Annotated in this window: 8 protein-coding genes and 1 tRNA gene; all 9 read right to left on the bottom strand. The window is 69.2% G+C overall.

Annotated elements, in window-relative coordinates; genetic code table 11:
* Positions 1–220: 220 nt before the first annotated feature.
* Positions 221–297, bottom strand: a tRNA-Ile gene (locus ACZ470_RS10760).
* 123 nt (positions 298–420) lie between these two features.
* The gene (locus tag ACZ470_RS10755) at positions 421–1,167 is read right to left on the bottom strand and encodes a DUF3566 domain-containing protein (protein WP_468426464.1); all 747 of its coding nucleotides are present in this window, start codon (positions 1,165–1,167) and stop codon (positions 421–423) included.
* Positions 1,168–1,185: 18 nt separating this feature from the next.
* Entirely contained in the window at positions 1,186–3,783 is a 2,598-nt protein-coding gene (gyrA, locus tag ACZ470_RS10750) for a DNA gyrase subunit A (protein WP_468426462.1), read from the bottom strand.
* A 42-nt stretch (positions 3,784–3,825) separates the two neighbouring features.
* Positions 3,826–5,886 (bottom strand): DNA topoisomerase (ATP-hydrolyzing) subunit B, encoded by a 2,061-nt coding sequence (gene gyrB, locus ACZ470_RS10745; protein WP_468426461.1) that lies wholly within the window; start codon positions 5,884–5,886, stop codon positions 3,826–3,828.
* 433 nt (positions 5,887–6,319) lie between these two features.
* Positions 6,320–6,856 (bottom strand): DciA family protein, encoded by a 537-nt coding sequence (locus ACZ470_RS10740; RefSeq protein WP_468426459.1) that lies wholly within the window; start codon positions 6,854–6,856, stop codon positions 6,320–6,322.
* A complete protein-coding gene (gene recF, locus ACZ470_RS10735; RefSeq protein WP_468426457.1) occupies positions 6,853–7,974 on the bottom strand; it encodes a DNA replication/repair protein RecF in 1,122 nt (373 codons plus the stop codon). The genes ACZ470_RS10740 and recF overlap by 4 nt, the downstream gene beginning before the upstream one ends.
* 73 nt (positions 7,975–8,047) lie before the next feature.
* Positions 8,048–8,923 (bottom strand): phosphogluconate dehydrogenase (NAD(+)-dependent, decarboxylating), encoded by an 876-nt coding sequence (gnd, locus tag ACZ470_RS10730; RefSeq protein ID WP_468426455.1) that lies wholly within the window; start codon positions 8,921–8,923, stop codon positions 8,048–8,050.
* Positions 8,924–9,148: 225 nt separating this feature from the next.
* The gene (dnaN, locus tag ACZ470_RS10725; protein ID WP_468426453.1) at positions 9,149–10,279 is read right to left on the bottom strand and encodes a DNA polymerase III subunit beta; all 1,131 of its coding nucleotides are present in this window, start codon (positions 10,277–10,279) and stop codon (positions 9,149–9,151) included.
* Between the two features lie 881 nt (positions 10,280–11,160).
* Positions 11,161–13,107, bottom strand: a complete 1,947-nt coding sequence (gene dnaA, locus ACZ470_RS10720) for a chromosomal replication initiator protein DnaA (protein WP_468426451.1) — start codon at positions 13,105–13,107, stop codon at positions 11,161–11,163.
* Positions 13,108–13,198 lie beyond the last annotated feature (91 nt).

Genomic DNA, 13,198 nt, shown 5'->3' with positions numbered 1-13,198 from the left:
CAGCGGGGCTCCCACCGGAACCCGCCTCCGGCCCGCACCCGCCCCAGGCTGTATCGGCGTCCCTCGTCCGGCCGGTTGGCCCCGACCGGGAAGAAGACCACTTCCCCGGCCGCGGCCCGGGCAGCGGCCCGCCGCGCTCGCCATGCCACGAGCAGTGCCCCGGTCACCACGCCCACGAAGGCAAAGACCCCCGGCCCAAGTGGACCGGGGGTCTTCTCGCTGGTGGGGCTAACAGGATTTGAACCTGTGGCCTCATCCTTATCAGGGATGCGCTCTAACCAACTGAGCTATAGCCCCGCCGCGCTCTGCGGTGTGTGTTCCGCGCGCTGACTCCTGAAGATTAGCGCACGACCGGGGCAGTCCCAAAATCGGTTCTCGGGCGACCGCCGGAGCGGGCCGCGAAAGCGCTGTGAGCTGCCCTCACTCGTCCTCGGCGAGGGTCAGCTCGACACCGCCGACGAAGCCCGCGGAGAGGTTGTAGATGAACGCGCCGAGCGTCGCCAGCGCCGTCGCCAGGACGACGTCGATGACCGCGATGATCGTCGTGAACATCAGGACGTTGGGCAGCGACAGGAACGACTGGAGGTCGAAGCCGTTCGACTCGTTGGAGCCGGTCGCCTCGGCGATCGTGCCGCCGACCGTCGAGAACACGCCCATGGCGTCCATGACCATCCACAGCACCGCGGACGCGACGATCGTGCAGATGCCGAGCGCGATGGAGAGCAGGAAGCTGACCTTCATCACCGACCACGGGTCGGCCTTCGCCACCCGCAGGCGTGCCTTGCGCACGCGCGGGGTGGTGCGCGCCCCCGTACGGGGGCGTCGTACCGCGCCGGTCTGGCCGGCCGCCGTACCGGCCTGCGCCGGGTAGGCCTGCGGCGGGTGGTACGGGCCCGCCTGCTGCTGCGGCTGCCGTTCCCCCGGCAGCGGTGAGGCCGTCTGAGCGGCGGCGCCGTGCGTGGGCGCGGCCTGCTGCGGGCCTCGGGTGTCCGTCACAGTTCCCCCCTGGGATCCCTGCCTGTCGGACGAGGACGCGTCCTTGGCGGGCGGCTTGATCGCTTTGAGATTGGTCGTGTGCGGATCCGCCGCCCGCGCGGCGGAGCCACGGCCGCCGCCGTCCGTTCCCCTGCTGGTACCGGCCGGTCCGGCGCCCGTGGCTCCGCTCACGCTGACTCACTCCTCGTGCTACTCGGCCGAGGGCGCCTCACCCTCGTCCGTGCCGGTGGTCGCGGCCCCGTCGGCGGTCTCGTCCACGGCCACGTCGCCGTCGACTTCCTCCGCCTCGCGTCCAGCCTCGGCGTTACGGGCGATGCCGACCACGGCATCGCGCTTGCCCAGATTGATCAGTTGGACGCCCATGGTGTCACGGCCGGTTTCCCTGATCTCGTTGACTCGCGTACGAATCACACCACCCGACAGCGTGATGGCGAGAATTTCGTCGGTTTCCTCGACCACCAGCGCGCCGACGAGGGAACCGCGGTCCTCGACGATCTTGGCGGCCTTGATGCCGAGACCGCCGCGACCCTGGACGCGGTACTCGTCGACAGCGGTCCGCTTCGCGTACCCACCGTCTGTGGCAGTGAACACGAACGTACCGGGTCGAACAACATTCATCGAGAGCAGCTCGTCACCCTCGCGGAAACTCATGCCCTTGACACCCGAGGTCGCACGGCCCATGGGACGCAGTGTGTCGTCCGTGGCGGTGAACCTGATCGACTGCGCCTTCTTGCTGATCAGCAGCAGATCGTCGTCGGACGAGACGAGTTCGGCACCGATCAGTTCGTCGTCGGAACCGTCCTCCTGCTCACGCAGGTTGATGGCGATCACACCGCCCGAGCGCGGGGAGTCGTAGTCCTTCAGCGGTGTCTTCTTCACCAGGCCCGCCTTGGTGGCCAGGACCAGGTAGGGCACCGCCTCGTAGTCGCGGATCGCGCGGATCTGGGCGATCGTCTCGTCCGGCTGGAAGGCCAGCAGGTTCGCGACGTGCTGCCCGCGCGCGTCCCGGCCGGCGTCGGGCAGTTCGTAGGCCTTCACCCGGTAGACCCGGCCCTTGTTGGTGAAGAACAGCAGCCAGTGGTGGGTGGTGGACACGAAGAAGTGGTTGACGATGTCGTCTTCCTTGAGCTTCGTGCCGCGTACGCCCTTGCCGCCGCGCTTCTGGGCCCGGTAGTCGTCGGTCTTGGTGCGCTTGATGTAGCCGCCCCGCGTGACCGTGACGACGATGTCCTCCTCGGCGATCAGGTCCTCGATGGACATGTCGCCGTCGTAGGGGATCAGCTTCGTCTTGCGGTCGTCGCCGTACTTCTCGACGATCGAGGCCAGCTCCTGGCTGACGATGCCGCGCTGGCGGACCGGGGAGGCGAGGATCTCGTTGTACTCGTTGATTTTCGCCTGGAGTTCGTCGTGCTCCTGGACGATCTTCTGGCGCTCCAGGGCGGCCAGTCGGCGCAGCTGCATCTCGAGGATGGCGTTCGCCTGGATCTCGTCGATCTCCAGGAGGTCCATCAGGCCCCCGCGGGCGATCTCGACGGTCTCACTGCGCCGGATCAGCGCGATGACGTCGTCGATGGCGTCCAGGGCCTTCAGCAGGCCGCGCAGGATGTGCGCCCGCTCCTCGGCCTTGCGCAGCCGGAAGCGCGTACGGCGGACGATGACCTCGATCTGGTGCGTCACCCAGTGCCGGATGAACGCGTCCAGGGACAGCGTGCGCGGCACGCCGTCGACCAGGGCCAGCATGTTGGCGCCGAAGTTCGTCTGCAGGTCGGTGTGCTTGTACAGGTTGTTCAGGACGACCTTGGCGACCGCGTCCCGCTTCAGCACGATGACCAGGCGCTGGCCGGTGCGCGAGGACGTCTCGTCGCGCACGTCGGCGATGCCGCCGATCTTGCCGTCCTTCACCAGGTCGGCGATCTTCTGCGCGAGGTTGTCGGGGTTGGTCTGGTACGGAAGCTCCGTCACCACCAGGCACTGGCGGTTCTGGATCTCCTCCACCTCGACCACCGCGCGCATGGTGATCGAGCCGCGGCCCGTGCGGTACGCCTCCTCGATGCCCTTGCGGCCGACCACGAGGGCGCCGGTCGGGAAGTCGGGGCCCTTGATGCGCTCGATGAGCGCGTCGAGCAGCTCCTCGTGGGACGCCTCGGGGTTCTCCAGGTACCACTGGGCGCCGGCGGCGACCTCGCGCAGGTTGTGCGGCGGGATGTTGGTCGCCATGCCGACCGCGATACCGGCCGAGCCGTTGATCAGCAGGTTCGGGAAGCGGGCCGGCAGGACGGTCGGCTCCTGGGAGCGGCCGTCGTAGTTGTCCGTGAAGTCGACGGTCTCCTCGTCGATGTCACGGACCATCTCCATCGACAGCGGCGCCATCTTGCACTCGGTGTAGCGCATCGCCGCCGCCGGGTCGTTGCCCGGGGAGCCGAAGTTGCCGTTGGAGTCCACCAGCGGCATCCGCATCGACCACGGCTGCGCGAGGCGGACCAGCGCGTCGTAGATCGAGGAGTCGCCGTGCGGGTGGTAGTTGCCCATGACGTCGCCGACGACGCGGGCGCACTTGTAGAAGCCGCGCTCGGGGCGGTAGCCGCCGTCGTACATCGCGTACAGCACGCGGCGGTGGACGGGCTTGAGGCCGTCACGGACGTCGGGCAGCGCACGCGACACGATGACGGACATCGCGTAGTCGAGGTACGAGCGCTGCATCTCCGTTTCGAGCCCGACGGGCTCGACGCGCATGCCGGCCGCGTCCGGGTCCTCGAGAGGCGTGACGGGAGTGTTCTCGTCGGTCATTGCTGGTGAAGGTCCTTCCTGGTGCGGTCAGCTGAGACCGACTCAGATGTCGAGGAAGCGGACGTCCTTGGCGTTGCGCTGGATGAACGCGCGGCGGGCCTCGACGTCCTCGCCCATCAGGACCGAGAACAGGTCGTCGGCCTGGGCGGCGTCGTCCAGGGTGACCTGGCCGAGGACGCGGTGCTCCTGGTCCATCGTGGTGATGCGCAGCTCCTCGGCGTTCATCTCGCCGAGACCCTTGAAGCGCTGGACGGAGTCCTCGCGGATGCGCTTGCCGGCCTGACGGCCCATCTCGATCAGCGCGTCGCGCTCGCGGTCGGAGTACGCGTACTCGAAGTCGTCCCTGCCCCACTTGATCTTGTAGAGCGGGGGACGGGAGAGGAACACGTGCCCGGCCTCGACCAGCGGCCGCATGAAGCGGAACAGGAACGTCAGCAGCAGGGTGTTGATGTGCTGGCCGTCGACGTCGGCGTCCGCCATCAGGATGATCTTGTGATAGCGGAGCTTCTCGATGTCGAAGTCCTCGTGCACACCGGTGCCGAACGCGGAGATCATCGCCTGGATCTCCTGGTTCTGCAGGATCCGGTCGATGCGCGCCTTCTCGACGTTGAGGATCTTGCCGCGGATCGGGAGGATCGCCTGGTACTGCGGGTTCCGGCCGGACTTGGCCGAGCCGCCGGCGGAGTCGCCCTCGACGATGAAGATCTCGCACTTGGTCGGGTCGTTCGACTGGCAGTCGGACAGCTTGCCCGGCAGGGAGGCGGTCTCCAGCAGGCCCTTGCGCCGGGTCAGGTCGCGCGCCTTGCGGGCCGCCACCCGGGCCGTGGCCGCCGCGATGCCCTTGCGGACGATGTCCGCGGCCTCGTTGGGGTTGCGGTCCAGCCAGTCGTTGAGGTGCTCGTAGACGACCTTCTGGACGAAGGTCTTCACCTCGGTGTTGCCCAGCTTGGTCTTGGTCTGGCCCTCGAACTGCGGCTCGCTCAGCTTGACCGAGATGATCGCGGTCAGACCCTCGCGGATGTCGTCACCGGTGAGGTTGTCGTCCTTGTCGCGCAGCAGCTTCTTGTCCCGCGCGTACTTGTTGATGAGCGAGGTGAGCGCCGCGCGGAAGCCCTCTTCGTGCGTACCGCCCTCGTGGGTGTGGATGATGTTGGCGAAGGAGTACACGCCCTCCGTGTAGCCGCCGTTCCACTGCATGGCGACCTCGAGGGACAGGTGCCTGTCCTTGTCCTCGGCCTCCAGGTCGATCACGGTGGGGTGCACCACGTCTCCCTTGCGGGAGTTGAGGTACTTCACGAAGTCGACGATGCCGCCCTCGTAGTGGTACGAGACGGCCTTGACCTCGTGCTTCTCGTCCTCGCCCGCCTCGTCCGCACCGGCGGTGGCCTTCGCCGACTCGCGCTCGTCGGTGAGGTTGATGCGCAGGCCCTTGTTGAGGAACGCCATCTCCTGGAAGCGCCGCGAGAGCGTCTCGAAGGAGTAGTCGGTGGTCTCGAAGATGTCGCCGTCGGCCCAGAAGGTGACCGACGTCCCGGTCTCCTCGGTGGCCTCGTGCTTGGCGAGGGGCGCGGTGGGGACACCCAGCTTGTAGTCCTGCGTCCAGCGGTGGCCGTCGGTCTTGACCTCGACGGCGACCCGCGTCGACAGCGCGTTGACCACGGAGACGCCCACGCCGTGCAGACCGCCGGAGACCGCGTAGCCGCCGCCGCCGAACTTGCCGCCCGCGTGCAGCACGGTCAGGACGACCTCGAGGGCGGGCTTGCCCTCGGAGGGGACGATGCCCACCGGGATGCCGCGGCCGTTGTCGACGACGCGGACGCCGCCGTCCGCCAGGATCGTGACGTCGATGGTGTCCGCGTGGCCGGCCAGCGCCTCGTCGACCGAGTTGTCGACGACCTCCTGCACCAGGTGGTGCAGTCCCCGCTCGCCGGTCGACCCGATGTACATACCGGGTCGCTTACGGACCGCGTCCAGGCCCTCGAGGACGGTGATGGCGCTGGCGTCGTACGACGCGGCGCCCTCGCCGGCCGAGGTGCTCGCCGCGTCACTGACGCCGGTGTCGGTGGACGGGATGTTCTCGTTGGGGTTGCCGGAATCGGCCACGAAGCGCCCTTTCTGGCACAGCACGAGCCAGGCTCGTCGGCGGGTTGCCGGAGCGGCTGCGGCATGTTGCGTTGGTAAGCCTTGATCAGCGTTGCTCAGCTTTTCCCGGACGGTCCCCACGTTCGGGGCGGGATTGTCTTCCAGTCTACCGGTAGCACTGACATCGATGGGGGTTTGCCGGTACCTGGGTTCGCATGTGCCGCCCTCAACCGGTCTCGTCCGACTCCCGATATGCGGATGGGGGCTCCAAGAGCCCCACGAGGGCACTCAGCGCTTCCGGCCGTCAACCCTTGGCTACTTAGGAGTCAGGTGGCGATTCGCAACCGCGTGCGGTCCCGCCACGAAACGGTCGCCGACGATGCGACGACCCTGTTGAGAAGTCCTGATGTGATGTCCATCACGTGTGGCTGCTGGGGCGGAAATGGCCCTCGCGTCACCCGTAGGTGTCCCCCGGGCCCGTGCTTCCGGGGGCGCGCAGGGGGCCGAAGCGACGGGCGGGACCACCGGGGCCGACGACCTTGATCAGCTGTACGGTGCCGTGCCCGAGGTCCTGGTTCAGGCGCGCGACCAGAGTCGGCGCGAGGAGCCGCAGATTCGTCGCCCACGCCGTGGAGTCGCAGCGCACGACCAGCACCCGCTCGTCCTCGTCGTACCGCTCCGGCTCGCAGTGCTTGGCCACGTCCTCGCCGACGATCTCCGGCCAGCGGCCCATCACCCCGCCCACCGCGGCCGGCGCCTCCCAGCCGCGCTCGGTGAGCAGCCGGTTGATCGCCGCGCCGAGCGCCATCGGGTCGCGCCGGTCGGCGCGCGCGCCGGAGCGCAGGCCGCCCCGTCGTGCCTGCTTCCGCTGCTGCGTCGCGTCCCCCCGCGCGCGTGCCGCCTCCTTGGCCGCGCGCAGCGCCACGCGTGCGAGATCGACACCGGAGGGCTCGGGGGCCTTCCCGCTCCCGGGCGTGCCCTGCTCGCTCATACGCGCTCCACCGCCCCCTCGGCCACGGCGAACCGCGCACCCGCCAGCACATGGGGTACGTCGTCGTCGACGGCCGCGGTGACCAGCACCTGCTCACCGGGCGCGACCAGCTCGGCCAGGCGCTCACGGCGGCGCGCGTCCAGCTCGGCGAAGACGTCGTCGAGCACCAGCACCGGCTCGTTGCCCTCCGCCCGGAGCAGGTCGTAGGAGGCCAGGCGCAACGCCAGCGCGTACGACCAGGACTCGCCGTGGGAGGCGTAGCCCTTGGCGGGCAACTGGCCCAGCTTGAGCAGCAGGTCGTCGCGGTGCGGACCGACCAGGGTGACCCCCCGCTCGATCTCCTGCTTGCGCGCCTCGGCGAGGGCGGCCATCAGCTGTTCGAACAGATCGTCGCGCGTATGGGCCTCGCCGGGCGCGGACGGCTTGTACTCCAGGGCGACCGGCCCGCCGCCGGGCGCGAGCTGCTCGTAGGCCTTGTCGGCCAGCGGCTGGAGCGCGCCGATCAGATCCAGCCGCTGCGCCAGCAGCTCGGCGCCCGCGCGGGCCAGGTGCTGGTCCCAGACGTCGAGGGTGGACAGGTCCAGGGTGCGGCCACCGTGCCGGCGGGCCAGCGCGGCCGACTTCAGCAGGGTGTTGCGCTGTTTGAGCACCCGGTCGTAGTCCGAGCGCACGCCGGCCATGCGCGGGGAGCGCGCGGTGATCAGTTCGTCCAGGAACCTGCGCCGCTCCCCGGGGTCGCCCTTCACCAGGGCGAGGTCCTCCGGCGCGAACAGCACCGTGCGGACGATCCCCAGCACGTCCCGGGGCCTGACCTGGGAGGACCTGTTGATGCGGGCACGGTTGGCGCGGCCCGGGTTCAGCTCCAGCTCCACCAGCTGCTGCCGCTCGCCCTGACGGACCTGGGCCCGGATGATCGCGCGCTCGGCACCCATGCGGACCAGGGGCGCGTCGGAGGAGACGCGGTGGCTGCCGAGGGTGGCGAGATAGCCGACCGCCTCGACCAGGTTCGTCTTGCCCTGCCCATTGGGCCCGACGAAGGCCGTCACCCCCGGGTCGAGCGGGACCTCGACCCGGGGATAGGACCGGAAGTCGGCCAGCGACAGATGCGTGACGTGCATGGTCGTTCCGCCGACCTCCCCCGGCGTTGCGGACCGCCGCGCGGTCCTGTGGATGTGCGACGTGCCCTGTGGATTACTTCTTCTCGACCGCGTGGCCGCCGAACTGGTTCCGCAGCGCCGCGATCATCTTCATCTGCGGCGAGTCCTCCTGACGGGAGGCGAACCGCGCGAACAGCGAGGCGGTGATCGCCGGCAGCGGGACCGCGTTGTCGATGGCGGCCTCCACAGTCCAGCGTCCCTCACCGGAGTCCTGTGCATAACCCCGGAGCCCGTCCAGGTGCTCGTCCTCGTCGAGGGCGTTGACCGCGAGGTCGAGCAGCCAGGAGCGGATGACGGTGCCCTCCTGCCAGGAGCGGAACACCTCCCGGACGTCGGTGACCGAGTCGACCTTCTCCAGGAGCTCCCAGCCCTCGGCGTAGGCCTGCATCATCGCGTACTCGATGCCGTTGTGGACCATCTTCGCGAAGTGGCCCGCGCCGACCTTGCCCGCGTGCACCGCGCCGAAGTCGCCCTCCGGCTTGAGGGCGTCGAATATGGGCTGCACCTTGGCGACGTTCTCCTTGTCGCCGCCGTACATCAGCGCGTAGCCGTTCTCCAGGCCCCAGACGCCGCCCGAGACGCCGCAGTCGACGAAGCCGATGCCCCGGGCCGCCAGCTCCTCGGCGTGCTTCTCGTCGTCCGTCCAGCGGGAGTTGCCGCCGTCGACGACGACGTCACCCGGCTCGAGCAGCTCGGCGAGCTCGTCGATGGTGGACTGGGTCGGCCCGCCGGCCGGGACCATCACCCACACCACACGCGGACCGGTGAGCTTTCCCACAAGCTCCCGCAGGCTGTGGACATCGGCGAGGTCCGGGTTGCGGTCGTATCCGAGGACGGTGTGACCCGCGCGGCGAATCCGCTCGCGCATGTTGCCGCCCATCTTGCCGAGGCCGACGAGACCGAGCTCCATCAGTTGTGTTCCTTAGGTATGCGACGTGGCGTGACGGCACGTACGTGCCGGCGTCCGAGCCTAAACCCGGACGCTCGCGCACATCTGTGGGCATACGCGCTCATGCGCACGCCCTCACCTGCGGCTTTCGCCGAGCGAAGGCTCAGCCGCTGAGCCGCACCGGCATACTGCGGTCTTGTGGGGGACGACCCCCACACCCCCAGCAGTCCCTGCGGCGGGCGCACCTCAGCCGCTGAGCCGCACCGGCATGATCAGGTACTTGTAGGCCTCGTCCGCCTCCGCGTCCACCGCCGGGCGGCCGCTGAGCAGCGCGGGCTTGGTGGACGTGGTGAAGGACAGCTGGGCCACCGGGGAGTCGATGGCGCTCAGGCCGTCCAGCAGGAACGTCGGGTTGAAGGCGATCGAGATGTCGTCGCCCTCCAGCTGGGCGTCGACCCTTTCCACAGCCTGTGCGTCGTCGCTGGAACCGGCCTCCAGGATGAGCACGCCCTGCTCGAAGCTCAGCCGCACCGGGGTGTTGCGCTCGGCGACCAGGGCCACACGCTTGACGGCCTCCACGAAGGGGGCGGTCTCGATCACGGCGACGCTGTTGAACTCGGTCGGGAACAGCGTGCGGTACTTCGGGAGGTCGCCCTCCAGCAGCCGCGTGGTGGTACGCCGGCCGGCGCCCTCGAAACCGATCAGGCCCTCGCCCGCGCCCGAACCGGACAGCGCCAGGATCACCTGGTCGCCGCTGGTCAGTGCCTTGGCGGTGTCCTGGAGGGTCTTGGCGGGCACCAGGGCGACCGCGGAGACCTCCGGGTTCTCGGGCTTCCACAGGAACTCGCGGACCGCGAAGCGGTAGCGGTCGGTGGAGGCCAGCGTGACGGTGTCGCCCTCGATCTCGATGCGCACACCGGTGAGGACGGGCAGCGTGTCGTCACGGCCGGCCGCGATGGCGACCTGCTGCACGGCGGAGGCGAAGACCTCGCCGGGGACGGTGCCCGTCGCGTTCGGCATCTGCGGCAGGGCCGGGTACTCCTCCACAGGCAGTGTGTGGAGTGTGAACCGCGAGGAGCCGCACACCACCGTCGCCCGTACACCGTCTGTGGAGATCTCCACCGGCCGGTTGGGGAGGGCGCGGGAGATGTCGGCGAGCAGACGGCCCGAGACGAGGACGGTGCCCTCCTCCTCGACCTCCGCCTCCACCGACACCTTCGCGGAGACCTCGTAGTCGAAGCTGGACAGGCTCAGCTGGCCGTCCTCGGCCTTCAGGAGCAGGCCGGCGAGGACAGGGGCCGGCGGACGGGCCGGGAGGCTGCGCGCCGCCCAGGCCACTGCCTCCGCGAGTACGTCGCGTTCCACCCGGATCTTCACTGTTGCCGCCTCCTGCTGTTGCCGGCGCTTCTCGCCCTGCCTGGCTTTCGTCGTCTGACTCGGTGTCGTCGGTCCCCCTGCGGGGAAGGACACCGGGAACAGTCTGACGCACCGCACTGACAGTAGGTGCCCCTCGGGGTCAAGTCGTGACGAGTGGCAGCCGGGGCCGAGACAGCGAGTTGTGCACAGGGCCCTCTTCGAAACGAATTCCTCGCTCTCTCTAGTCGGGAGTAGTAGTAGGGCCTGTGGATACCGTGGATAACCTCGTTTTCCCAGGTCATCGCCATGATTTTGTCCACGGGGCCTGTGGGCGGAACCCGTGGACAACCGGGCGTCTCTGTGGAGAACAGAAAGTTCTGCACATCCCGTGCACAGGGAGGGGCGAGTTCTCCCCAGCTCCGTCCCCAGGTTTGCGGGTCTTTCCCACAGCCCCCTCCGGCAGCTCGGTGTGACGGCTTTCACTCGCCCCGGTGAGAGAGCGCGCCGCGTTGCCGAACAGTGGACACTCATGTGGAGAAGTGGCCGATCACTGGGGACAACCGCCCCCGGCCTGTGGGTTGCCCGTGGACAACTCGGTGCACAGGCTGTGGATCTTCTCTCTGTCCACAGTCTGTGGAGATCGTTCGTCCACGTATCCACAGCCGGTTGACCTGGCCTGATGGCTCCTCAACAGGCTGCCCTGTGGACAAGATCGGGACAACTTCCCGGTCCCCAGGATGTGGACGGGAAAAAGTCGCCGAATCTGTGGAGGAAGGCCGTAACCCGGCTTGGAATCGAACAGCGCCAGGCGGCTCGACGAAGGGTCGCGGTGGCCGGGCACGAAGAAGGGCGCCCCCGGAGCGATCCGGGGGCGCCCTCGACGCGGTCGTCCGGCCGCGGCCTCAGCCGGCCTTGATGCGGTTGGTGAGCTCGGTGACCTGGTTGTAGATGGAGCGCCGCTCGGCCATCAGATTGCGGATCTTGCGGTCGGCGTGCATCACCGTGGTGTGGTCGCGGCCGCCGAACAGCGCGCCGATCTTCGGCAGCGACAGGTCCGTCAGCTCGCGGCACAGGTACATGGCGATCTGGCGGGCCGTGACCAGCTGGCGGCCCCGGGAGCTGCCGCACAGGTCCTCGACCGTGAGGCCGAAGTAGTCGGCCGTGGCGCCCATGATGGCCGTCGAGGTGATCTCCGGCGTCGAGTCGTCACCGCCGGGCATCAGGTCCTTGAGGACGATCTCCGTCAGGCCCAGGTCCACCGGCTGCCGGTTGAGCGAGGCGAACGCCGTCACCCGGATCAGCGCGCCCTCCAGCTCACGGATGTTCCGGGAGATCCGTGAGGCGATGAACTCCAGTACCTCCGGCGGGGCGTTGAGCTGCTCCTGCACCGCCTTCTTGCGCAGGATCGCGATGCGCGTCTCCAGCTCCGGCGGCTGGACGTCGGTGATCAGACCCCACTCGAAACGGTTCCGCAGCCGGTCCTCCAGCGTCACCAGCTGCTTGGGCGGCCGGTCGCTGGAGAGCACGATCTGCTTGTTGGCGTTGTGGAGCGTGTTGAAGGTGTGGAAGAACTCCTCCTGCGTCGACTCCTTGTCCGCCAGGAACTGGATGTCGTCGACGAGCAGGATGTCCATCTCGCGGTAGCGCTTGCGGAAGCTGTCGCCCTTGCCGTCGCGGATGGAGTTGATGAACTCGTTGGTGAACTCCTCCGAGCTCACGTACCGCACGCGGGTGCCGGGGTACAGGCTCCGCGCGTAGTGCCCGATCGCGTGCAGCAGGTGCGTCTTGCCGAGTCCCGACTCCCCGTAGATGAACAGCGGGTTGTACGCCTTCGCCGGCGCCTCGGCGACGGCGACCGCGGCCGCGTGCGCGAACCGGTTGGACGCGCCGATGACGAACGTGTCGAAGAGGTACTTCGGGTTCAGCCGCGCGGTCGGTTCACCGGGGCCGGGCGCCGGTGCCGGCTGTGCGGCCAGCGGGCCGGGCGCGCCGGTGGTGGGCAGGTTCGGTCCCACCGGGCCACCGCGGTGGACGTGTCCGGAGCCGGAGGGCGGTTCGGGAAGTTCCCGGCGCCTGGCGTCGCGCTGGTCGTAGTCGCCGCGTGGCGTGTCGTAGTCGGGGCGCTGCTGGTCGTAGGACGGACGCTCCATGGGCTGCGGGCGGTAGTCCTGCGAGGGCGAGCCGCCGCCGTAGCCGTCCTGGGCGCCGTACGAGTCCTGCGAGCCGTAGCCGCTGTCCTGAGGGGGCGAGGCGTACGGGTCCCGCTCCGGGAAGCCGAGGCGCTGCTGCTGCCAGCCGTAGTCCTCCTGCGACGGCCGCGGCCAGGAGCCGGGCTCCGGGCGCTGGTACTCCGAGGGGTAGGCGGGGCGTGCGGTGGGGAGCTGGTCGCCGGAGGGGCCCTGCTGCTGGTCGGAACGACGGCGGCCGTATCCCTCGTAGCCGTCGTAGCCCTCGTACGGCTCGCGATCCTGCCGTTCGGGTCGTTCGGGTCGCTCGGGGCGGTCCTGGCGGACGGCCGGGAGCTCGGGTTCCTCGTAGCGCGGCTGGGGCCGGGGCGCCGGCGCGGGCTCGCCGGCGGTGTCGTCGACGGTGATCGCGATCCGGATCGGACGGCCGCACTCGCGGCTCAGGCTCTCGCTGACGATGGGGGCGAGGCGCCCCTCGAGCACGCCCTTGGCGAATTCGTTGGGCACGGCGAGCAGGGCGGTGTCGGCGACGAGCGCCAGTGGCTGGCAGCGCCGGATCCAGTGCTCGTCCTTGCTCTCGACCCCCTGCCCCCGGCCCTCACCCAGGAGTTGTTCCAGTACGCGTGGCCACACTGCGGCAAGATCGGCAGGTACGTCAGCCACAGGGCACGCTCTCTCACAGGTCCCTCGATCGTGTGATGCGAGGGACGGGTCGGGATGTAAATCGGGTGGTGGAGGGTCAAGGGAACGAATC

It is taken from the genome of Streptomyces sp. NPDC031111 (assembly GCF_055570675.1).
The sequence above is the reverse complement of the archived record's forward strand: the minus strand, read 5'-3'. Positions and strand labels throughout refer to the sequence as shown.